Source organism: Methylomicrobium lacus LW14 (genome assembly GCF_000527095.1).
GTDB lineage: Bacteria > Pseudomonadota > Gammaproteobacteria > Methylococcales > Methylomonadaceae > Methylomicrobium > Methylomicrobium lacus.
This window is the reverse complement of sequence record NZ_AZUN01000001.1, coordinates 343023-364945: the sequence shown is the minus strand read 5'-3', so window position 1 is coordinate 364945 and position 21923 is coordinate 343023. Positions and strand designations below refer to the sequence as shown.

Below are 21923 nucleotides of genomic sequence, written 5' to 3'. Positions count from 1 at the left end.
TCCGCGCAGGAATGCCGTTCATCGCGCAAGCCTTGCAAGCAGTGATTGCTGAATCCAGCCCATAGGAGCATGAAAGCCTTACAACCAATTTAAATGTACAATTAAAAACCCGATGACTCATACGAACCTCATCACTATCGCTCGACTTACGCCACAGCCCTTTGGCGAATCTCTCTAAGAACTTCAACCATCTGGTCTATCTTGCCAGACGGAAACACACCCTCCGGTCCCAGCGGATTAATATCGGTGAATGGCGACTCATATAGCCTATCCGGTTCCATCACGCCGTTTTCGGTCAGGTATTGCACGACAAGGTTGATGAATTCAATCTGGTTCGGCGTAGCCGTGGTGCCGCTGATGAACGCGCTGAATGCCTGCGTCGCCGCCTCCCTATCCAGACCTACCAGCGAACGGATGAAGATGCCCAAGCCGTGACTTTGTTCTTTCGCCTGGTTGATCAGTTCCTGCGAGCCGCCGGCTTCAATCAGCATGCGCTCCAGTTCGCCAAGGTCTGATGGCGTCAGCGGCTGATTGCGGCGCAACCTTTGCAGAGAAACATGGCTTTCATGCGCCTTCAGGAACTGACGGGCCTTCTCCCTGAATTTCGCCAAGTCCATGCCGGTGCTGACCTGAGGCAAATCTATTCTCGTCTCATCGCCCAATTCATCCTCGAAATCGGTATAAACAATTTTTTTCTTGCCCTTCTCGATCAGTTTCACCAAGGCCCGCAGATTTTTCCGCGCGGTTTCCAGCATTGCCACGGTCACATCCTGCCACCATTCGTCCTCGGCAATCGCCTGTATCAGCGGCATTTGCGCTCTGATGGCCGGAATCGCATCCTGTTCTTCCAAGGCACTCGCAATCGCCTGGATCTTTTCGCGCAGGCCGACAAATCCGGGCTTGGCTTGCAGGATGGCGAGTTGGGTTTGCAGCACCAGCATGTCGAAGCGCTTAGCCTCTTCGTCCTCGTCCGCCAGTTCCGTGGGCAGGTTGGCCACGTTTTGCGCCAGCTCGTTGAAGTCTTCGCTGGAGAGATTCTGCCACGTCTCGGATTCCGCATACTTTTCCACCGCTTTACGTTGCGGCCGCACGACAAAGTTATCGAGGTTCATAGCCGTGACGGTTTGGTGCAGAAAAGCGGCCAGTTCCTCCCGCAACTGGGTTTCATTGAGCAGGTAATCCGCCTGCTCAGCGATCTGTTTCCTGGCAGACAACTTCTTGTCCAACTCCGCAATCATCTCCAACCGGGCCTTGAATAGCCGAGCGCCGAGAGGTTCACTGGCCGAGCCGTCGATATGCTCCGGATTCTGGCTGAAAAATTCCAGATTCTGGCAATAGTCGAACAGGTAAAAAAACTGCTTGTCCTGTCCCGGCGCGAATAAATCCGGGCAAAGCCGCGTCCCGCGCCCGACCATCTGCCAGAACTTGGTTTTAGAACGCACAATCTTGAAAAACACCAAATTGACGACTTCGGGCACATCGATGCCGGTATCCAGCATATCGACCGAGATGGCGATATGCGGCATTTTGTTCTTGTTCGAAAAGTCGTCAATCAGGCTTTGCGCGTATTCGGTCTTGTAGGTCACCACGCGCGCGAAATGGCCCTTGTATTGCGGATAATTGGCGTTGAAGCGTTCGGCGATGAATTCGGCGTGGTCGTTGTTCTTCGCGTAAATGATGGTCTTGCCTAGCCGATCGCCGCCGGCCACTTTCTGCCCTTTGGTCATCAGATGCGCCAGCACTTTATCGACGGTGTCGGTATTGAACAGCCACTTGTTCACGGCTCCGGCATCGACGGTGTCCGGCGTGGTGCCGTCCTCGTTCCATTCCAGCGCGTCCCACTGCTCCTTTTCTTCTTCGCTGAGGTCGTCATACTTGATGCCTTCGCGCTGAAACTTGAGCGGCACCGACACGGCTTTAGGCGGCACCAAATGCTTGTCGGCGACGGCTTCGTCCAGCGCATAGGCATCGGTCGGCACGCCGGTTTCCAGGTCGAACAGGCCGTAGGTGTTGCGGTCGATTTCATTCTTCGGCGTCGCGGTCAGACCGACCAGCATCGCGTCGAAGTATTCGAAGATGGCGCGGTATTTTTGATACACCGAGCGATGCGCCTCGTCGATCACGATCAGGTCGAAATGGCCGACACCAAAGCGGCGCTGGCCTTCGACTCCGCTCAGGCCACCGCTCAGGCCACCGCTCAGGCCACCGCTCAGGCCACCGCCCGCACTGAGCGAAGTCGAAGTGTCGATCAAGCCCATCATCGTCGGATAAGTCGAGACGCAAACCCGACTGTCGACGTGCTTTTCGGTGACCAGATTGACCGGTGATGAATCGGGAAAATGCTGCTTGAAGGCGTTGACCGCCTGGTTGACCAGCGCCACCCGGTCGGCGAGAAACAGCACGCGCTTGACCCAATTGCAGCGCATCAACACATCGGCCAGCGCGATGACCGTACGCGTCTTGCCGGCGCCGGTCGCCATGACCACCAACGCCTTGCGCTGGTTATCGATCTCGAAAGTTTCGCCGATACGGCGAATCGCGCGGGTCTGATAATAGCGTCCGACGATGTCGGGGTTAATCACCGCCTGCGCCAGTTTCTTGCGCGTGCTGCGCCGCTGAATCAACAGTTCCAGTTCGGGCTTCTTGTAAAAGCCCTGCACCGCGCGCGGCGGATGGCTGGCATCATCCCACAGCCAGTGTTCGTAACCGTTCGAGTAGAAAATGATCGGACGCTGGCCGTGCATAGTTTCCAGGCAGTCGGCATAAAGCTTGGCCTGTTGCTGCCCGACCTTGGCGTCCTTCCGCGTCCGCTTGGCTTCCACCAAGCCCAGCGGCTTGCCGTCATCGCCCCACAGCACATAATCGACAAAGCCTTTGCCTTGTTGATTGGGCATGCCGGTGACTTCGAACTCGGTATCCTGCGGCTTGTCCAGCGCCCAGCCGGCTTCTTTTAGCAACAGATCGATGAAGTAATCGCGGGTTTCGGCCTCGGAATAGTCGTGGGTGTCCGGCCGCGCCGAGTTGGCTTTCTTGACGGCGGCAACTTCCTCGCGCAGTTTTTTCAGTTCTTCGTCGAGGGCGGCCTTGTCCGATAGTAGACTGGAAAGCTTCTCGTCGCGCTCGTGCAGTTGCGTTTCCAGCCTTTGCAATTGCGCCAGCGTTTGGGGTGGTACGGTGCCAGCAGCCGGCAACAAGGATGGCTTGAACAGCAGGCCGGGGTCGGGGCGCGCTTTTTGGCCATAGGTCCGTCCCAGCCAATAGCAAAAATGGAACAATTCCCGCGTTGCGGCCAGTGCATCGGCCGGCATCATCTTACGGCTGCTATGCACCGCCAGATTACCCAAATCCTTAATCAGCTTGGCCTTGATAAACAGCGTCTCGCCGACTACCTTCCGAAAAGTCGGTTCGTGAATCAATGCGTTCAGGTGGTCCTGATACGGAAGCTTCAGTCCGCTGTCATGCTTATATAACCACGTCATCGCCAGTTCCAGCGTGCGCCGGGCGTAGAAGCAGGAGGTTCGCGGATCGGCGTTCGCCATGCCTTCCGCTTTGATAGCCGCTTCGTGAAGGAAAGACCACTCGGACTGGAGGAAGGCGAAGTTGCTCATTTACAGTTCTCCACGGAATGCGCGGTGTTGGAGGGAGGCAAACAAGGAATCCATCTCAGACAATGACTGTTGGTGCTGATTTTTTTGATTTTGTATAGTGGCAACTCGCTCGGCGAATAGACGTTGCTTTCCCATTGAAGGCCGCGGGATTAGTAGATTCTGTATTTGGTCGAGGTGAAGGTCAGGCACTCCGATGCCTTTGATTCTGCTATCGGCCTGTTTTTTTATTGCTGCAGTCCCCAAAGCGGCATTCAGAAAATGCGAATCCACTAACTTTCTATCCGGCTTGATTAAGCAAACACTTACATAAAGCGAAAATTCCCTTTCAGTATCAACGAGCGCTGGACGTCCGTAAGTTGCTCCAACCTTGGTATATAGAATATCTAAATACTCGGCTTTACAACGTCTTGTGAATTTCTTATGGTCCTCTAAGCTGATGTATTTACACCCATCAAACTTAAGCAAACCAGTAGTAATGTCTTTCACCGAAATAAACGGAACACCTTCATCAGTGTAATTTGGTTTTTGATGCACGCCATCAGTAATTCTTGTCGTTATCTCTGAAAGACGGACGACTCTTGTGTCATGAGGATTAGTTAAAGGGTCACCAAACATGTCAATGAAAATGGACTGTGTAAGGCTGTCCAGTTGCGCCAAGGCTTCTCGGCGCTTGGCTCTGAGCGTATCAGCGTGGTCGAGAATGGCGGCGATGCGGCGTTGTTCTGGGAGGGGGGGAAGCGATATTGCAAGTTCTCCGATGTCCTCTTTGTTTACTTGCTTAAATGTTGCCCCCTTTGCTTTGGTGGCTAAGATAGGCTTGATATGTGTGAGCCAATGCCACAGGTAACGAGAATCCAAACCCTCTTTGGTACGCAATCCAGCAACACCGCGACCAAGACAGTATTCGCCGTCGGCGATGACTTTTTCACCAATGGTTGCTCGTATTCCAAGGATAATGTCGCCATGCTTGCTTAAACGAGAAGCCTCAGTTGTGTATTTCTTTGCATTAGGATAGAGGTCGCCAAAATCTCCGGCTCCAGCAATAAGCGGCCAGCCATTACCATTGGCATTATACGCCTCTCCGCTTGGAGCTTGCCCCATAGATATATCACAACATTCGCTTAGCCGTTGCATCCTTCTCATTCTGATACTCCCTTATCTTTTTTCATAGACTTTCGAAAATGTAGCTATATGTGCGGCGTTACCCTCAGCCTTGTTCCCTTCGACTCCGCTCAGGGGACGGTCATCTCCGCTCAGGGGACGGTCATCTCCGCTCAGGGGACGGTCATCTCCGCTCAGGGGACGGTCATCTCCGCTCAGGGGACGGTCATCTCCGCTCAAGGAACGGTCATCAATGTTCAAAGATTGATCGGCTTCGCTCTGAGAACGGTTAGGGTTGGGGGACTCGCTGAGGCTTTCAATTTGGCTAGGGCTCGTCAACTGAGCGGAACGATGATCTGAGCACGTCAATTGAGAACTGCCCGTTCCCCGAGTAGAACTCTTTCCTGTTCCCTGAGTAGAACTCGTTCCCGTTGGCTGGGTAGGGCTTATTTCCGTTGGCTGAGTAGAGGCCGTTTGTGTGGGCTGGTTAGAGCCCGTTCCCTGAGCGGAGTCGAAGGGAACATTACGGCAATGACTCTCATTTCGACACTCCGCTAGTCGATGCAGCATATTCGTATCCCCTGCCATCAACGCCTGCTTCTTTTTTCGGCTCCAGCCTTGAATCTGTTTTTCTCTGGAATAGGCGTCTTCGATTCGCTCGCATTCTTCGCAGTAAGCCAGCGATACCGGTAGGTGCTTGGCAGTATGCTTGGCACCTAGACCATTCTGGTGTTCCCACAACCGGCGCTGCAAATCCCAGGTACTGCCTGTATAGTAGCTGCCGTCTGCGCATTCGAGGATGTATATGTAGGGCATATGGTAGTTCCTCCCTTCGACTTCGCTCAGGGAGCGGGTGGTGGTGTTTGCGAGGATTGCGGCAAGTCCCGTTGGCTGAGCGGAGCCGAAGCCAACATACCCTCAAGCACTTTCATTCCCGCCTGAATCTCTTCCTCCAGCTTGGCCAATTTCGCCAAAATCTCCTTGGGCGGCAAATGTTCGACTTCCTCATGCACCACTTCCTTGTAGCGGTTGATCGAAAGGTCGTAACCATTGGCGGCGATGTCCTCCTTGGGCACGCAAAAACTTTGTTCGGTACGGGCACGTTGCCGCTCGCTGCGGTCGCGCAATGCCCAGCGCGTCAGCACATCCGGCAAATTGTTCCTGGCATGCTCTTCGGCGCTGAGGGTATGCAGCGGCGCCAATCCGAGCTTGTCCTCCGCCAACAGCGGCTGGCGCTTGTCGTCCAGGCTCCAGCCATCGGCCTTCATGTCGTAGAACCAGACGTGGTCGGTGCCGCCGGAGTTGGTCTTGGTAAAAATTAGTATAGCGGTCGAAACGCCGGCATAGGGCTTGAAGGCGCCGGACGGCAGCGAAATGACAGCGTCCAGCTTCTGCTCCTCGACCAGCATTTGCCGCAATTGCTTGTGCGCCTTCGAGGAACCGAACAGCACGCCATCCGGCACGATGACCGCCGCGCGGCCGCCGGGTTTCAGCAGGCGCAGGAACAGCGCCAGAAACAACAGTTCGGTTTTCTTGGTCTTGACGATGGCCAGCAGGTCTTTCGCGGTGTTTTCGTAATCCAGCGACCCAGCGAACGGTGGATTGGCGAGAATCAGCGAGTATTTTTCTTCGTCGCCGGCATGGTCCTGCGCCAGGGAATCCTTATAGCGGATGTCCGGATTATCGACACCATGTAATGCCATATTCATGCTGCCAATGCGCAGCATGGTATTGTCGAAGTCGTAGCCGTGGAACATGCCTTGATGAAAATGTTCGCGGGATGTGGCGTCGCGCAGAATTTCCGGATGCTTTTCACGCAGGTATTCGCCGGCCGCGACCAGAAAGCCGCAGGTGCCGCTGGCCGGGTCGCAAATCACGTCCTTCGTGGTAGGTGCGGTCAATTCGACCATCAGCCGGATGATGTGGCGCGGCGTGCGGAACTGGCCGTTTTGCCCCGCCGCCGCAATCTTGCCGAGCATGTACTCGTAAAGGTCGCCCTTGGTGTCGCGATCCTCCATCGGGATATGGTCGAGCATGTCCACGACTTTCGCCAGCAGCGCCGGCGTCGGTATCGTGAAGCGCGCGTCCTTCATGTGGTGCGAATAGGTGGAGTCATCGCCGCCCATCGTGCGCAGGAAGGGAAACACATGTTCGCCGACCACCGTGTGCATCTCGGCCGGGGCGAAGTTCTTGAAGCGGGACCAGCGCAGGTCGTTGTAGTCGCGGCCCCTGGCGTCGTTGCCTTCCGGAAAAATGCGCCGCTCCATCGGCTTGCCGAGGCGATTCGACTTATTTTCTTCCAGCGTATGCAGTTCGTCCAACCGGCGCAGGAACAGCAAATAGGTGATTTGTTCGATGACTTCCAGCGGGTTGGAGATTCCGCCGGACCAAAAGGCGTTCCAGATTGAGTCGATTTGGCTGCGAATTTCGCCAGTGAGCATGTTTATTCAGTCCCTGTTCGTTTTAGTATTCGGCTATTTTAGCCAGAAAATGATGGCTAAAAATCGCAATACTATACAACAGGCAGGCTGCTCTACGCATTGTTCCAGGGACAATCTTTAGTTGTCGGGATTTCCATTACAAAATTTGCCGCACTCGAAGTCAATATCGACTCTCAGGCGCCAATAAATTTTATTTTGAACGGCAAAAGTTCCTGACGCACGTAATGTAGAGCGCGGAGATGGGTGGTGATCGCGCATCCGTAGCGACGCCAACTAATGAGGAACCGCACCTCGTTCAGGCGGCCCGACAAACGCCTGCACGTCCGGCTGCGGCGGATGTTCGGGCCGCGTTTCCTGCCGGCCGATGAACAGGTCGTTGCTGACGATATTCACGTTGCGCAGCCATTCGGCCGATTTTTGGCAGGTTTCGTTATAAGGCGGCTCCTTGCAGACTTCGATCTTGCCGTCATCGAGCAGATCGAAATGCAACCCCGGCAAAGGGCGGATGCGCATGCCCTTGACAGGCTGCGTGTAATCCATGATCGCGGGCTCGTCGTAATTCAACAGTTTCAGTATCAACGCCGGCACCTGGTACAGCGGCAGACTGCCGGCTTTGACCGGCCCTTTGCGGCCATTCAGAATCAGCATCGGCGTGCTGACATAGAACTTGAACATCTCCGGCGTAAATTCGCTGCGGTTCGTCGCCAGTACGCCCGAATCGACATAGCCCGCAAAATTCTCGCCCAAAAACGGCAGATGATCGCCGAACAGGACGATGATGCCGTCCGGGTCGCGTTTCTGCATCTCGGCGATGAAACCCATCAACTCCCGCGATTTGTAATACACCGTATTCGCATAGGTGGTGACTTCCTCGACCGGCGATGGCGAGGAGACTTTGAACGGGCGGCTTTCGCTGAGCGGATAATTCCAATGTCCGAAATAAGTCACGATGTAATCGAGGATCGGCTGTTTGGCTTCGAGAGCGGGTTTGATTTTGTCCAGCACTTGCCGGTACAGAGACACATCGGACAGGAACTCCCGGTTCATGTCGTCCTGCATGAAATCACCGAGCGACCAATAGGTCTGGAAGCCCATCCGTTCATACGCATTGACCCGATTCCAGAATACCGGCACGTTCGGATGCGAAGCGGTCGTCTTATAGCCTTTGTCGGCCAATATATGCGGCAGACAGGGCGCCTGATTCAATAACTGGCGCTCGAATTTGACATTGTCTTTCACGACCGGAAAACCGCACAGCACTTCAAATTCCGAATTGGCCGTGTAACCGCCGAAGACCGGCGCCATCGCATGCGCATAATCGGCGCTTTTCCAGAGTTTGCGAAAATCCGGGGCCAAAGGATTCTGTTTGTAGTGCGCTTTTTTCAGGCCGTTCGGATCCCAAAACGATTCGAGCAGCACCAGATGCACATTGCGCGGCGTGAACGTTTTGCCGGCATGATCCTCTGGCATTTGTGCGGACAGCAAATTTTGCGCCGCTTCCTGTGCCTCGTCCATGTCCGGCGGCACATCGGCCATCAGAAAATAACGCGAGCCTTCCTGCAGGCTGTACATCGTCGCGCCGTGCCAAAGATAATTCGAACGCTGATCCCAAACCGAATTGCCGAAATGTTTATCGAGCGGCTCCACGATCATCGCCGGCTGATAAACGACCGTCATGCCGATCAGAATCGCAGCCAAACTGGCCAGATAAGCGCTCCAGTGCCGCATCGTGAAATTGAACAGGAATAAGCTCGCAATCGCCGCCAACGGGATCGCCGCCGCGAAAAAGCGCCAGCCGTCCAGAATCAACAGCAAAGAACGCAACGCAAACACATCGTCCGGCATGATCGGACCGCCGAAAAACGAGATTTTGACTGCATTGCCGATGTATAAAACGCCGGCCAGCAAGGTTTGCAGCACCAAAAATATCCATAGCCGCCGCGAGCAGGCAAACAGCATATAAGCCACAAACAACTGTAATAAAAAGTCGTACGGAATCGCCACCGTTTGCAATTGCACATCGAACTTGAACGTGCTGATCAGGTAAAACACCAGATAGAGCAAAGTGGTCGAAAACAGCGGCGCTAAATATTTATACGGCATGATCGGACAAAAAATGGCTGATACGACAGTATCGACCCATGGGGCTGAATGAAAAATGAACGCGCCATCTTATCACACCATGTCAATCAGCTTATCGACCGCCTCGACTTATTTACGACCACCCCATTCCGCCATTCTCCGATCGGTTTCATATGGACGCGGATGCGCGTGCTGAATGTTGCGGGCCTCGGGATAGTTTCCTCTGCCCGGACCATCAGGGAAATACCGCGAAAAAATTTGGGAACTGAGCTTTAGACCCTGTCAATGGGGTGAACGACTGATTTAGGCTAATCCGCCAATTCAAAGGTGTGCCGCTGCGTTGCGCTAATGCGCCTTAGATTTTACCGTTCTTGGAATTCCTGATTTGTAAAAGTAATTTAAACAAGACTTTTTCAACCTCCTGTTTATTTCTGGCATCAAGCAACATGACCGGACAAGTGAATCCATTTTTTAGAATATAGGTATGATAATCCAGTAAGCTGGTTTGTGTGTTATTGTCATCAAAATGAGTAATCGCTATGACTCCTGATGAGCTTGCCAAAAAGTGACCATGCTGGTTGAGATAATAGTCGATTTCAGTTAACGGGTTCAGACACCCATTATCAATCATCACAATCATGCCACTGGCGCCTTTGCACAAAATATCGGACATAAAGTCAAAACGCCTTTGCCCTGGCGCGCCATAAATATGAAGTTTGGTGTTTTCAATATGGGCGACTCCATAATCGATGGCGGTAGTCGTTGTTTCTTTACGGTGCAAGGCGTCGGTTTCAGTGGCTCTTGTCTCGGTAGAGATGACAGGTATTTCACTAATTGCTTTTATGGAGGTAGACTTACCGGAGCCCACATTGCCTGCAACGACAATTTTAAGTTCATTTTTTTTAAGAAGTTCTTGCTTTCTTCTTATATTAGGTTGAACGATTGATTCAGCCATCGCCGTGAAGGCATCTTGTTTCCCTAATAAACCGACGGCATCAGAACTCCGTCTATCCAATAGCGTGTTGAAAGCCTCCGAGTTAACGGCCGATTCCGAGGTTAATGCGATATTTTTCATATACATAAACATACCCTTTCTTGTTTAAGATGACTAAGCGCCCAACAAAAGTTTGACCTGCCTATTTTCTGTCGAGCCACACAATCAAGGACTGATAAAGTCATCAATACCTGTTTATTTAGTGCTACGAATTCAGTTTGAATTTTTTGCAATGCCAAATAATTTAAACTGGACTCATTTTCGCGGCCATGAGTTCTTCGTTAAATTTAACTCTCAGGCTTCTCGCGTCCTGTAACTGAGCCCAAATACGATTCGCTAGTTGATGTTTGTCGCTAAAAAAAATAATCGGAATATTTTTTGTTTCATGGTCGTTTTGTAAGGCGATCACGATTTGATAAAATTTTTCCTCTAGTGTCATGATATCCATATAAATAAGGTCAGGCTTTTCTAATTTAGCTTTATTAATAACGTCTTTACGGTTGTTAGCGCAAACTAAAATATAATTTGCGCTTTCCAATGTATTTTTTTGATACGAGACTTCTGTTGTAGATGCGTAACAGAATAATATTTTCCGCATTGACATAGCATCACCTTTAAGAGTCAAATAAAAAGTTTTGACGTATTTCGATACACATTATTGAGATAGAGCCAAGTCCAGCGAGGGCGAAGATTGACCTTTAGGTTGAACCCGCATTAAGCCTTAAATAAGGTAGACACACCCAAAATTTATTTTAGCTTAAACACAAAAAATTCCTAGCCATTAAAATGAGTTTTTAAACCAGACTTCTTAAATCCGCCCACGACACGCTGACGGCCTGCTTTTTTATGGCGGCTCATTCGAGCCTGTGGATCCATTGGCGATCTGCCGTTAGATGACAACGTGCATGATCGACTTTGGTTAAATCAGTTACGATGCATGTACAAAATGGTAGCGTTAAAACAGAGTGGCTATAGCTGACGTTTTCCGATGGGCTCTATGTCGCCTGAGTCAAACATCAACTCCTTCCGATCCACAACGCTGACTGCCTAATGCCTCAAATAAATCGTCAAAATTCATTTTGAACCAAACCAGGCCGCGTTGCTTAGCATTATCGGTATATTGAAGCACCGGTAGCTTCGCTAGATCTTTGACGGGCGGAAATAATGCACTGCCTTTGACTTCCGGAACCCCGTCTATCCATAAAGCTGCGGCTTTATCACCTTCGCCAATCAGGCATAGGCATCTATTATCCGGATCCGGCAGATCCTCACTGATCGCCACGTGTAAATCGAAAACCGGCACATCATTTCCGCGCAAATTCAGCACGCCGTTTATCCACGGAGCGGGGTTTGGCAATGGTTCAATTGATGCATGATCGATGACTTCACAATAATGGGAGGCAGGCAGCAGAAATCCGATACGTCCAATGCAAATTCCGAAGGCCATTGCTTCATTTGCTAAAGACATTGCCGAATTGGCTATTAAGTTCTGCATTGCTGATTTTTCAACCTTGCTCCCTTCTTCAACCGCTGGGAATTTTTCATACATAGAAAAGCACTCCAGATGGAAACATAAATATGCTTCCGTTAGTGATTCAAATTAGAACTATCTAATTCCGAGATGGCAATCAAATTTCACATTCTGTATTTAAGCCGAATAGCTGCCAGCCTTTGGCGCTTGCTGGCAATAATGATGCGCGGTATCGATTACGACTGGATTCCACTATAAGGCGCCCAAAAGCGTTTTTTATGCGCTAAACAAATTATGCTTGTACTTACCACTTTTTTTTACCCGCACCCAAGTCTAGCGTTTTTTATAATTCCATATCCAGTAAAATTACTTACTTTTTAGATCTTGTTCACAATAAAATCCAGCAATCCCATAGAAAAATCTATAAGCAAGTGCACCATGTCGCCCCGGCCGCATTTCAAGCCTTTTGTCATTGTCTATGGAATTTATCGCTAGCACTCTATTTGCCCCGCGCTTTCTCATCCTATATTGCCGCCCTCCTCCATCCGTCATAGAATGGGCGTTTCTCAGCTCAACTTAGCGGATTTGTTATGTCAGATAAAATTTGGTTCAGAACCGGCGAAGCCACCGTATTTTCCAGCGAAGGTCAAGGCACCGACGCGATGCCCGAAATTCTGATCGGCCATGTACAGGGGCCTGCCGGCCATGCGTTTGCAAATTTGATGGGCCAAACCGAGGGTCATACCCGGATGTTCGCGATTCGCGCCTGCAACCAGCAGGTACGTCCGGCCACCTTGATGGTGCCGAAAGTGACCATCAAATCATCGGCGTATGTGAATCTGCTCGGCGGCCCGGTGCAATCGGCGATTGCCGATGCGGTGCTGGACAGCGTGATCGACGGTGTGCTGCCGGCCGATCAGGCCAACGATCTGTGCATCATCGCGATGGTCTGGATCGCGCCGGAATGCGCGACCAATCCGGACCTGGACCGGAAAGATCTGTACCGGACCAATTATGAGGCGATGAAGCTGGCGATTTCGCGCGCGATGAGCAATTCACCGACGATCGAGGAATTGAAAGCGAACCGGCATAAGATTTTCCATGAAATGTACGATCCGGAAACCGGCGAGTCGCAGTGGTAACACGGGTTATCGCCGATGCGCGCCCAGCCTAGGCTGCAACTGGAAGCCTGCCCGGAATGCGATGCGCTGCTGAAACCGGCAGCGCTCGACTCTGGCGACAAGGCGCATTGCCCGCGCTGCGGCTTTCTGTTGCAGCGCGCGCAAAAAAACAGCATCGAACGCAGCCTGGCCCTGTCGATCACCGGCCTGCTGCTGTTCATCCCGGCTAATTGCCTGCCGCTGCTCGGCATCAAATTCCTCGGCAATACGAAAGACGGCATTCTGTTTTCCGGCGTGATGGCGCTCTACGCTGAACATATGTGGGCGGTCGCGGCCCTGGTGTTTCTGTCCAGCATGCTGTTTCCGCTGGTGAACATCCTGTTGACACTCGCGATCAGCGCGCATCTTTATTTGAATCGGCCGAATCGTAACCTGGCGCAGTGGATGCGCTGGCTGCAACATCTCGACGAATGGGCGATGCTCGAGGTCTATACGCTCGGTATCATTGTCGCCTGCGTCAAGTTGTCATCGATGGCCGACCTGCGCTTCGGCATGGGCTTGTATGCGTTTGTCGGCCTGCTGCTGGTCGCGGTCACCCTGGCCGGCAGCCTCGATTCCGCGCTGTTTTGGCGGCGCATCGACGCCTTGCGCCGGAAACCGGCATGAAGTCTCTGCCCAGTGCGCTACGGCAAGGCTTGATCCGCTGCGACGAGTGCGGCGCGCTCGCGCAGCGCGGTGCGGCATCAAGGCCCTGCCCTGTCTGCGGCAGTTCGCTGCATGCGCGCATCCCGAACAGCCTACAACGTACGCTGGCGTTTTTACTCTGCGGCTATGCGCTGTATGTTCCGGCCAATATTTATCCGATCATGACCGTGACCCAATTCGGCGTCGGCGAGACGCATACGATCCTCGGCGGCATTTTGACCCTGATCGAAGGCGATATGCTGCCGATCGCGATCCTGGTTTTCATCGCGAGCATACTGGTGCCGCTGTTGAAACTGATCGGCCTGAGCCTGCTCTGGCTTTGCGTGTTTTACCGCTGGCAGGTCAACGCGCGCCGCTGGACCTTGATGTACCGGATCATCGCCTTCGTCGGCCGCTGGTCGATGCTGGACATCTTCATGATTTCGATCCTGATTTCATTGGTCGATCTCGGCGGTGTCGCCCAGGTCCTTGCCGGCCCCGCCGCGACCGCCTTTGCCTCGGTCGTCGTAATCACGCTGTTTGCGGCCAAGAATTTCGACCCCCGCCTGATTTGGGATAATCAAAAAATTTGATGAACGACGAATTTTCCTACGAAACCCAAGACACGTCGCTGAACAAGAAGGCCGAGTTGCCTCTGGTCTGGCTGCTGCCGATTTGCGCGTTCATCGTCAGCGGCTGGCTGATCTATAAATCGGCCTCCGAAAAAGGCCCTGTGATCACGATCGATTTTCCGACCGCCGAAGGACTCGAAATCGACAAGACCAAGATTCGTTATCTGGATGTCGAAATCGGCAAGGTCACCGACATCAACATCAATCAGGATGCGAAAACGATCCAGGTCACCGCGCAGATGCACCACACCGCCGAAAATTACCTGAACCAAAACACCAGCTTCTGGGTCGTGCGCCCGCAAGTGGGTCTGGCCGGCATTTCGGGGCTGAATACGCTGATTTCCGGCGCCTATATCGAAGTCAAACCCGGCGACGGCCCGCATCAGCATCATTTCACCGGCCTGCCCGCGGCGCCGGTGCTGAAGACCGAGGCCAAAGGCAGGCAATTCGTGCTCGAAACGGCAAACCTCGGCTCGCTCGGCCCCCGCACACAGATCAATTTTCACGGCATTCCGGTCGGCGAGGTGTTGACTCAGGAACTCTCGGTCCATGCCGACTCGATCCGTCTGGTCATCTTCATCAAGGCCCCTTACGATCAATTCGTGCGCAAAAACACCCGCTTCTGGAAAGACAGCGGCATCGATTTATCGGCGGGCGCGGATGGCTTCAAAGTCCGCACCGGCCCGCTGGTCTCGATGCTGAGCGGCGGTATCGCCTTCCGCACACCTCCTGACGATACGGTCAAGGATGTGAAACCGGAATATGCGATGTTCCACCTCTACGACACCTACGAGCAATCGACCCAGATCGAATACCGCAACACGCTCAAATATGTGATGTATTTCAACGGCTCGGTGCGCGGCCTGACCGAAGGCGCGCCGGTGCAGCTGCGCGGGATACCGATCGGCGCGGTCACCGGCATCAGCCTGGAACTGGACGCCAAGACCGCGGACATCCGGATTCCGGTCACGGTCGACCTGGAGCCGGACCGGATCAAGGAAATCAACAAGCAGCCGAACGTCAGCAATAAGGACATGATGTCACGTCTGATCAGCAAGGGCCTGCGCGCGCAACTGCAAACCGGCAGCCTGTTGACCGGCCAACTCCTGGTCGATCTCGATTTTCATCCGAACAGCAAAGTCGCCTTGCACTCAAACAACAGCACTTATCAGGAATTCCCGACCATCCCGAGCTCGCTCGATCAGTTCACGCATGCGGCGCAGACGATCATGGACAAGATCGCCAAACTGCCGCTCAATGAATTGACTACCGAAATGAACAGCACCCTGAAATCGCTGCAAGTCACCTCGAAGGCGGCCAACGGCATGCTGACCGATGCCAAGCAAACGATGGGCAGCGCCGATAAATCGCTGCAATCGGCCGACCAGCTGCTACGCTCTCTCGAACCGGGCTCGACCACGCGCCATGAGATCGACAAACTGCTGCTGGAATTGAATCAATCGGCCAATTCGGTCAAGCAACTGACCGATTATCTGGAACAACACCCGGAAGCACTACTACGCGGTAAAGACGATGAATAAGTTGATATGTAGGGTGGATAAGCAAAGCGCATCCACCTCGGCGGTTTTGGTGGATGCGCTGCGCTTATCCACCCTACCCTTCCTGTCCATATGGCTGCTATCCGCCTGCGCCGCGACGCCGGAAACGCATTTCTATGTACTGAGCCCCTTAAGCCTCCCGGCGCAATCCTCTCCATCCAAAGCCCCGAAACGGCTGATCGGCATCGGCCCGGTCACCGTGCCCGCGCTGCTCGAACGCAAGCAGCTCGTCACCCGCACCGGCGACAACAGCATCACATCGAGCGAATTCCACCAATGGGCCGCGCCGTTAAAGGAGGCGATCACCGAAACGCTGGCGCAAAACCTGTCCGTTCTGCTGCAAAACGACATCATCAAAGCCTATCCGTGGAGCGCCTACGGCGACATGGATTTTCATGTGATCATCGACATCGCGCGCTTCGAAACGAACGCCGCGCAAACCGCCGAACTACGGGTAAACTGGTCGATCATGGACGATAAAAGCCATCGCCTACTCAAGCACGGCCAAGCCAGGATTGACCGCCATCAGGCCGGTACTGGCCATGCCGATACGGTCAAGGCATTGAGCGAAACCCTAGAGGAATTCAGCAGGCAGCTAGCCGGCAGCCTGGCTTCTCTAACCCCTTAGCATAATGCGGAACGGGATGAGTGACTCCCGTCTTACTCGGTGCCGTATAAAAGCAAACCCTGATCTCGTATCGACTCCACCATCCAACGCAATTCCTTTTCGAGACCTCTATCTTCGCTCAAAAACGGGCTCCGTTCGCGCACCTGCTGCAGCGTGCGGACGACAGCAGGACTCAACGCCTCCAGGCCGCCTCTGAGTTCCACGCCCTGCACCGCCGCCAGCAGCATAGCGGCGGCGACCTGTTCGGTCAGTTCGATGATGCGGATGCAGTCCCGGGCCGCGATCGTGCCCATGCTGACCTTGTCCTGGTTGTGGCATTCGGTCGAGCGCGAAAAGACGCTGGCGGGCATGGTCAGTTTGAGGGCTTCGGCAGTCCAGGCCGAGACCGCGATCTGCACGGCCTTGAAGCCATGGTTCAGGCCGGCGGCGGGGCCGCTCGCGCCGGACAGGTTAGCCGGCAGACCCTGATTGAATTTAGTATCCATCAACTGCGCCATTTGCCGGTCCAACAGATCGGCCAGATTGGCGACCGCGGCCTTCATACTGTCCATCGCGAAGGCGATATGGCCGCCGTAGAAATGGCCGCCGTGCAGCACATGTTCGCCTTCCGCGTCGATGATCGGGTTGTCGTTCGCGCTGTTCAGTTCGTTTTCGATAAACTGGCGCAGCCAGGGGAGTGCGTCTTCGAGGACGCCGATCACATGCGGGGCGCAGCGTAACGAGTAGCGGTCCTGCAGGCGGGTGTCGTGGCGCGGAGCGGCTTCGGTCAACTGCAAATCGGCGCGGATACGGCCGGCCGCACGATTTTGGCCGGGATGCGGTTTGACCGTGAACAGTTTTTCGTCGTAGTGATAGGCATTGCCTGCCAATGCGATCGAGGCGAGGCTGGTGATTCGAGTCGCCAGGCGCGAAAGGTATTCCGCCCGCCGATAAGCCAGACAGGCCACGCCGGTCATCGCCGCGGTGCCGTTCATGATCGCGAGGCCTTCCTTCGGTTTCAACACCAAAGGCTCGATGCCAAGCGTCGTGAAGACCTCGCCGGCATGGCGGCGCTCGCCCTGATACAACACCTCGCGCTCGCCGGCCAAGACCGCCGCGACATAGGACAGCGGCGTCAAGTCGCCGCTCGCGCCGACCGAGCCTTCCTTCGGGATCAACGGCAGGATGTCATGTTCGAGCAGAGCGGCCAGACGCAGGAGCAGCAGGTAACGGACTCCTGAGTAGCCTTGCGCGAGGCTGTTCAGGCGCACGGCCAGAATCGCGCGGGTTTCTTCGGCGCTGAAATGCTCTCCGAGGCCGCAGCCGTGGAAGGTGTACAGATGCCTTGAAAGTTCGTTGACCCATTCGAGCGGAATCGGAATGGTGCAGGAATCGCCGAAGCCGGTCGTCACGCCATAGACGAAGCCTTGCTCATTTAACAGCGTCTCGATGAAGCGCGCGCCTTTATCGATACGATCGACGAAGGCCGGCGCCCGGCTCAATTCGGCGAATGCCTGCCTGTGCGTAATCCGGCCGATGTCTTCGATACTGAGCGGATGGCCGTCAAAAATGACGGTTTTGCTGATTAAGCCCCCTTTCATCGCGGCAACTCCAAGGCCATCGCCGCCGTTCTTATCCAGTAAACCCAACCTGCAAGAGCATGAATCGAATCATCCTCTAATCGGTATAACAACTTCATGATTCCTTGTGCCAAAACGGGTAAAAATTAAACCATTGCAACGGCTCCTGCAGACAATAGGCCTGCAAACGGTTCGCGTAGCGCTGGATTGTTTCCTGTAATGCCTGCTCGCGCTGCTTTCTCGGATACCTGAGGCCGCCGCTGAAAGGGTCGAAATAAATGACATACTTGCCGCGTCGCTTCAGGCAAAATACCGTCAAAACCGGACATTTCAACAACGCCGCCAAAATGAACGGGCCTTCCGGAAAAAACGCCTTGGCGCCTAAAAAATCGGCCTCCGCGACACGATATTGATTGTTCACCGGCGTCCGGTCGGCCGCGACGATCACGATCTCTCCCTGATCGATCTTGTCCGCCAGCCGCATCGAGGTAGCCGCGCTAATTTCAGTGACCTGGATCAGATTGAGCCGGCTCGCGTCGTTGTAATAGCTCAACAGCTCGCTGAATTTTTCGGCATGCCGGGTATGCACGAGCACATTGATCCGAATGTCTTTTTTGAGATTCGCAAGCACCCTGCAGACTTCCAGATTGCCCAGATGCGAGCCGAGCAGCAACACGCCCTGCCCACGTTCGAGCCACGACTGTAACGCTTCACGCCCCAGGCATTCGACATCGCCAAGCGCAATCAGTCCGGACCAAGCCGCCAGTTTGTCGAGTATCGCTTCCGCGAAGGTCATGAAATGCCGAAAGCTGTCCAGCAAGCCGCCGCTCACTTGCAAATCCGCCGAGAACCCTGCGACACGGCGCAGATAATCGCGGCTCGCGGCTCTGCCCCGCCGGTTCACCAGCCAGTAGTAAGCGACCACCGGATACAAAAAACACTGCACGATAGGACGCCCGCCGAAGCGATAAATCCACAGCAGCAGACGCATACCCCAGACCAGGCTGTACTCGCCCATCTCCGCCCAGTGCGGTTTTTTCATCGCCAATGCCTCGGAATCAGGCGAGGCAGGCGCGCCAGCATGCCGAAAAACAACCGCGCGTGGATTTTCGAGATCATCAGATTGTCGCGCCACAGCCGAAAATGCGAGACGCCGTCCAGCGGGTAACTGACCCGGGTCGGCAGATTGATCACCCACACACCCTGCCAGTACAGCCTGACGATGATGTCGATATCGAAATCCATGCGCCGGCTGATCTTGGCGTTTGCGCAGAGCCGTTCGACCGCCGCCAGCGGATACAGCCTGAAGCCGCACATCGCATCGCCGATCGCCAGTGACAAGGTATTGATCCAGACCCAGAGATTGGTGAACTGGCGGCCATACTGGCGGCTAAGCGGCGCCTCCTTGCCGAAGACCGGCTGGCCTGCGATCAACGCCTCCGGGTGCTGCCGGCTCGCCTCCAAAAAGCGCGGGATGTCTTCGATTTGATGCTGGCCGTCCGCATCGATCTGCAAGGCATGGGTAAAGCCTTGCGCGGTCGCAGCCCGGAAGCCGTCGAGCACCGCCGCGCCCTTGCCGCCGTTGTCGGCGCGGACGATCAAGGTCAGCCAATCGGCTTCACGGCGGGCGCAATCTTCGAGCACCTCCCGGCAAATCTTAGAACTGCCGTCATCGATCAAAAAGCCAGGCAAGCCGAAAGGCTTGATCGCCGCGACCACATGCGGCAGCGCCTGTTCATGGTTGTAAACGGGGATGATGAGGCAGGTTTTCAAGACTCGGCTCCATAGACCAGGCGCCCGGAACTGTAGGGCTCGGCTCCCCTGCTGTATTGGAAAACCAATTTGCCGGAAGCTTCACGCCATTCCAGGCTTAATTCCAGTTCGTCATCCGGACGGATCATCTTGCCGAACTTGATCACTTCCATATGCGAAAAAGGCGCGGTGACCGGAAAAAAAATCTTGCCGAAATGCTCCGCCCAGCCGATCTGCACCACGCCCGGCAATAACGGAAATTCCGGAAAATGATCAGGAAAATAACTGAGCTCCTTCGGCACTTTGATCCTGAGGCGCACACAGGCCACATCCATTTCGGCGGCCAGCACTCTCGGCAGGCTCCGGGTATCGGTATTCATCAGCGAGGTCAAAAGTTCCTGGTTCACTTTGCCTTGCGTGGTCAGCGGAATTGAGTTCACGAACAGCCATTTTCTGGGCAGCGTCACCGCGTCGAAACTGTCGGCAAGGACGCTACGCAATTGTTTGATCAGCGCGTTTCTACCCTGCTCCTGAAGCTGTGCCGCGCCACTATCATTCAAGACCGCCGCGATCGCGACCACATCCCGGTGACGGGCCAGCACCAACGCGTAGGCTTCGGCAATCCAGTGCGTATCCTGAAGACGCTGCTCCAGGGCGGTCAGCGACAGCCTTTTCTCTTCGATCTTGACGATACGGTCCTGCCTTCCGTGCAGCAGAAAGCGGCCGTCATCCAGTTGGGTCAGACGATCATCCAACGGCAGGCCGTCCTGAGCGGTCAAATAAGGCGAATAAAGATGGGGCCTGTCGGCTATCCATTGGATCCGGATATCCGCAAACGGCTGCCACGACGCGTCGATCTGCCCGGACGCCTGCCGCCAGGCAATGCCGCCGGTCTCGGTGCTGCCGTAAACTTCGATCACCTTGCGGCCGCTGGCAGTGAAGATTTGCCGGGCCGCTTCCGCTGGCAAGGGGCCGCCTGAGCTAAAAATCGCCGCAAGGCCGGCGATACCCTGCCAGGGCGATTGCTCGTCGAGTCGCTTCAGATGGCCGGGACTCGCGATCCAGCAAGTCTTGGCGGCATCGCCATCAGCCAAGAGCGCTTCGGGGCTCAAAAACATTGGGCTATGGAAACAGCGCCCCGCCGACAGCGGCCATAACACCCTGAACAACAGGCCATAGATATGCTGATGACTGACCGTGCCCGCAATACATGCATCTTCCAGCAAGCCTCCCCAAAGACTTTCCAGCATATCAATTTCGGCCTGTAACTGGCGCAGGGTTTTCGGCACCGCTTTCGGCGGCCCCGAGGAACCCGAGGTAAACAGGACGATGCAGGGAACATCCATAGCGAGAGCCGTAAGACGGCTATCCGAGCCTTCTGTCGTCAGTAAATCCGCATCGAAAGGATCATCCGGCCAGTCGCCCAGCAGTCGGCATCGTTCAAGACGCAGTTGCCGCGCGGTTTCGGGCAGATTGTTGCCGGAAATCCAGACTTCCTTGCCGGCATGCAGCAGCGCGAACAACAGTACCGCAAACGGATAGGCATCCTGCGTATATAACGCATAACGCCGATCGGGTTCTCTCCGCAATGTATGCGCCCAAGTGCCGACCGCCTTAGCGAATTGATCACTCCGATACAGCATCCCCTGATGGCGTGCGATCGGCACCGGGTCCTGCATCACTTCGATGCCGCACGTTGACAGCAAAATCAAATTATTCCACATGCTTTTGTGTTCTGATCCGCACCAGGTATTCGCCGCCAAACAAAGTGCCCATCAGCAAATAAGCTATCAGGCCGTTGTATAAACTCCAGATTTCGAAACTGCTCCATAATGCGGTCGCCAACGCGATGCCGCCGTTCAGCATGAAAAAGCCGCACCAGACCTGGGTCACACGCCGCGTATAAGCAACGCCCGAAGGCGGCAGGTCCGGATGACGCAGGCGGGCCAGACGTTCGATCACGGTCGGCGGATGGAACAGACTCCAGGTAAACAGCGTCAGCAACGCGCCATTCATCATGACCGGATAAAATCGCAGGGTAATCGGATCGTTGCGCCAGATCGCGAGCGCGCAAAAGATCATACCGGCGATCACTATCAGCCGGCCGCCTAGTGCCTTGAAGCCGCCGAAAGCCTGTCTGATCATCAACAAGCCTATCAAAACTGCGGCGATTTTCCACGGTTCGAAATACTGGATGCCGAAATAGACCGCGAAGGGATAGGCGATAGTCAAAAGACCTATGACGATGTTGATCAATGGACGCATGCAATCTTGTTTCACCTCTCGCCTTG

At 54.5% G+C, this 21923-nt stretch carries 18 protein-coding genes; 5 read left to right on the top strand and 13 right to left on the bottom strand.

Translation table 11 applies throughout. From position 1 onward, the window contains the following. Window positions 1-146 precede the first annotated feature (146 nt). The 8 genes from METLA_RS0101655 to METLA_RS0101620 form a co-directional block, all read right to left on the bottom strand. On the bottom strand, window positions 147-3608 hold the full coding sequence (locus METLA_RS0101655) for a DEAD/DEAH box helicase family protein (protein WP_024296894.1): 3462 nt from the start codon (window positions 3606-3608) through the stop codon (window positions 147-149). After that, entirely contained in the window at window positions 3609-4751 is a 1143-nt protein-coding gene (locus tag METLA_RS20450) for a restriction endonuclease subunit S (RefSeq protein ID WP_029646318.1), read from the bottom strand. 12 nt (window positions 4752-4763) lie between these two features. Further along, complete coding sequence (locus METLA_RS23825; protein WP_084480037.1) at window positions 4764-5525, bottom strand: GIY-YIG nuclease family protein; 762 nt, start codon at window positions 5523-5525, stop codon at window positions 4764-4766. Window positions 5526-5551: 26 nt separating this feature from the next. Next, the gene (locus METLA_RS0101640) at window positions 5552-7150 is read right to left on the bottom strand and encodes a type I restriction-modification system subunit M (RefSeq protein WP_024296891.1); all 1599 of its coding nucleotides are present in this window, start codon (window positions 7148-7150) and stop codon (window positions 5552-5554) included. A 273-nt stretch (window positions 7151-7423) separates the two neighbouring features. After that, a complete protein-coding gene (locus METLA_RS0101635; protein ID WP_024296890.1) occupies window positions 7424-9253 on the bottom strand; it encodes an LTA synthase family protein in 1830 nt (609 codons plus the stop codon). 334 nt (window positions 9254-9587) lie between these two features. Next, entirely contained in the window at window positions 9588-10313 is a 726-nt protein-coding gene (locus METLA_RS0101630) for a GTP-binding protein (protein WP_161635373.1), read from the bottom strand. A 157-nt stretch (window positions 10314-10470) separates the two neighbouring features. Then, a complete protein-coding gene (locus METLA_RS0101625; protein WP_152539346.1) occupies window positions 10471-10824 on the bottom strand; it encodes a PleD family two-component system response regulator in 354 nt (117 codons plus the stop codon). Between the two features lie 411 nt (window positions 10825-11235). Beyond that, the gene (locus METLA_RS0101620; RefSeq protein ID WP_024296887.1) at window positions 11236-11775 is read right to left on the bottom strand and encodes a chemotaxis protein CheW; all 540 of its coding nucleotides are present in this window, start codon (window positions 11773-11775) and stop codon (window positions 11236-11238) included. Between the two features lie 512 nt (window positions 11776-12287). Between METLA_RS0101620 and fae the strand changes: the two genes are divergently transcribed. From fae to METLA_RS0101595, 5 genes are read left to right on the top strand one after another with little or no spacing between them, the layout of a single operon-like run. Next, complete coding sequence (fae, locus tag METLA_RS0101615) at window positions 12288-12839, top strand: formaldehyde-activating enzyme (protein WP_024296886.1); 552 nt, start codon at window positions 12288-12290, stop codon at window positions 12837-12839. Window positions 12840-12854: 15 nt separating this feature from the next. Further along, window positions 12855-13484 carry a paraquat-inducible protein A gene (locus METLA_RS0101610; protein ID WP_024296885.1) on the top strand — a complete coding sequence of 210 codons (630 nt, stop codon included), beginning with the start codon at window positions 12855-12857 and terminating at the stop codon, window positions 13482-13484. Further along, complete coding sequence (locus METLA_RS0101605; protein WP_024296884.1) at window positions 13481-14095, top strand: paraquat-inducible protein A; 615 nt, start codon at window positions 13481-13483, stop codon at window positions 14093-14095. The genes METLA_RS0101610 and METLA_RS0101605 overlap by 4 nt, the downstream gene beginning before the upstream one ends. Then, a complete protein-coding gene (locus METLA_RS0101600; RefSeq protein WP_029646315.1) occupies window positions 14095-15675 on the top strand; it encodes a PqiB family protein in 1581 nt (526 codons plus the stop codon). The genes METLA_RS0101605 and METLA_RS0101600 overlap by 1 nt, the downstream gene beginning before the upstream one ends. Next, entirely contained in the window at window positions 15668-16321 is a 654-nt protein-coding gene (locus tag METLA_RS0101595; RefSeq protein ID WP_024296882.1) for a PqiC family protein, read from the top strand. Before METLA_RS0101600 ends, METLA_RS0101595 begins: the two co-directional genes overlap by 8 nt. A gap of 32 nt (window positions 16322-16353) precedes the next feature. Here METLA_RS0101595 and METLA_RS0101590 read toward each other — a convergent pair whose 3' ends face one another. The 5 genes from METLA_RS0101590 to METLA_RS0101570 all read right to left on the bottom strand — a co-directional run bounded on the left by METLA_RS0101590 (window position 16354) and on the right by METLA_RS0101570 (window position 21897). Beyond that, window positions 16354-17901: an HAL/PAL/TAL family ammonia-lyase gene (locus METLA_RS0101590; protein WP_024296881.1), complete on the bottom strand. Its 1548-nt coding sequence runs from the start codon at window positions 17899-17901 to the stop codon at window positions 16354-16356. A 94-nt stretch (window positions 17902-17995) separates the two neighbouring features. After that, on the bottom strand, window positions 17996-18922 hold the full coding sequence (locus METLA_RS0101585) for a lysophospholipid acyltransferase family protein (protein WP_024296880.1): 927 nt from the start codon (window positions 18920-18922) through the stop codon (window positions 17996-17998). Further along, on the bottom strand, window positions 18919-19653 hold the full coding sequence (locus METLA_RS0101580) for a glycosyltransferase family 2 protein (RefSeq protein ID WP_024296879.1): 735 nt from the start codon (window positions 19651-19653) through the stop codon (window positions 18919-18921). Before METLA_RS0101580 ends, METLA_RS0101585 begins: the two co-directional genes overlap by 4 nt. Beyond that, a complete protein-coding gene (locus METLA_RS0101575; protein ID WP_024296878.1) occupies window positions 19650-21356 on the bottom strand; it encodes an ApeI family dehydratase in 1707 nt (568 codons plus the stop codon). Before METLA_RS0101575 ends, METLA_RS0101580 begins: the two co-directional genes overlap by 4 nt. Then, a complete protein-coding gene (locus tag METLA_RS0101570) occupies window positions 21346-21897 on the bottom strand; it encodes a COG4648 family protein (protein WP_024296877.1) in 552 nt (183 codons plus the stop codon). The genes METLA_RS0101575 and METLA_RS0101570 overlap by 11 nt, the downstream gene beginning before the upstream one ends. Window positions 21898-21923 lie beyond the last annotated feature (26 nt).

Bases quoted from the DNA above. Each gene is read 5' to 3' on its own strand.
- METLA_RS0101655 (WP_024296894.1), bottom strand. From the start codon at position 3,608: ATGAGCAACTTCGCCTTCCTCCAGTCCGAGTGGTCTTTCCTTCACGAA.
- METLA_RS20450 (WP_029646318.1), bottom strand. From the start codon at position 4,751: ATGAGAAGGATGCAACGGCTAAGCGAATGTTGTGATATATCTATGGGG.
- METLA_RS23825 (WP_084480037.1), bottom strand. From the start codon at position 5,525: ATGCCCTACATATACATCCTCGAATGCGCAGACGGCAGCTACTATACA.
- METLA_RS0101640 (WP_024296891.1), bottom strand. From the start codon at position 7,150: ATGCTCACTGGCGAAATTCGCAGCCAAATCGACTCAATCTGGAACGCC.
- METLA_RS0101635 (WP_024296890.1), bottom strand. From the start codon at position 9,253: ATGCCGTATAAATATTTAGCGCCGCTGTTTTCGACCACTTTGCTCTAT.
- METLA_RS0101630 (WP_161635373.1), bottom strand. From the start codon at position 10,313: ATGTATATGAAAAATATCGCATTAACCTCGGAATCGGCCGTTAACTCG.
- METLA_RS0101625 (WP_152539346.1), bottom strand. From the start codon at position 10,824: ATGCGGAAAATATTATTCTGTTACGCATCTACAACAGAAGTCTCGTAT.
- METLA_RS0101620 (WP_024296887.1), bottom strand. From the start codon at position 11,775: ATGTATGAAAAATTCCCAGCGGTTGAAGAAGGGAGCAAGGTTGAAAAA.
- fae (WP_024296886.1), top strand. From the start codon at position 12,288: ATGTCAGATAAAATTTGGTTCAGAACCGGCGAAGCCACCGTATTTTCC.
- METLA_RS0101610 (WP_024296885.1), top strand. From the start codon at position 12,855: ATGCGCGCCCAGCCTAGGCTGCAACTGGAAGCCTGCCCGGAATGCGAT.
- METLA_RS0101605 (WP_024296884.1), top strand. From the start codon at position 13,481: ATGAAGTCTCTGCCCAGTGCGCTACGGCAAGGCTTGATCCGCTGCGAC.
- METLA_RS0101600 (WP_029646315.1), top strand. From the start codon at position 14,095: ATGAACGACGAATTTTCCTACGAAACCCAAGACACGTCGCTGAACAAG.
- METLA_RS0101595 (WP_024296882.1), top strand. From the start codon at position 15,668: ATGAATAAGTTGATATGTAGGGTGGATAAGCAAAGCGCATCCACCTCG.
- METLA_RS0101590 (WP_024296881.1), bottom strand. From the start codon at position 17,901: ATGAAAGGGGGCTTAATCAGCAAAACCGTCATTTTTGACGGCCATCCG.
- METLA_RS0101585 (WP_024296880.1), bottom strand. From the start codon at position 18,922: ATGAAAAAACCGCACTGGGCGGAGATGGGCGAGTACAGCCTGGTCTGG.
- METLA_RS0101575 (WP_024296878.1), bottom strand. From the start codon at position 21,356: ATGTGGAATAATTTGATTTTGCTGTCAACGTGCGGCATCGAAGTGATG.
- METLA_RS0101570 (WP_024296877.1), bottom strand. From the start codon at position 21,897: ATGCGTCCATTGATCAACATCGTCATAGGTCTTTTGACTATCGCCTAT.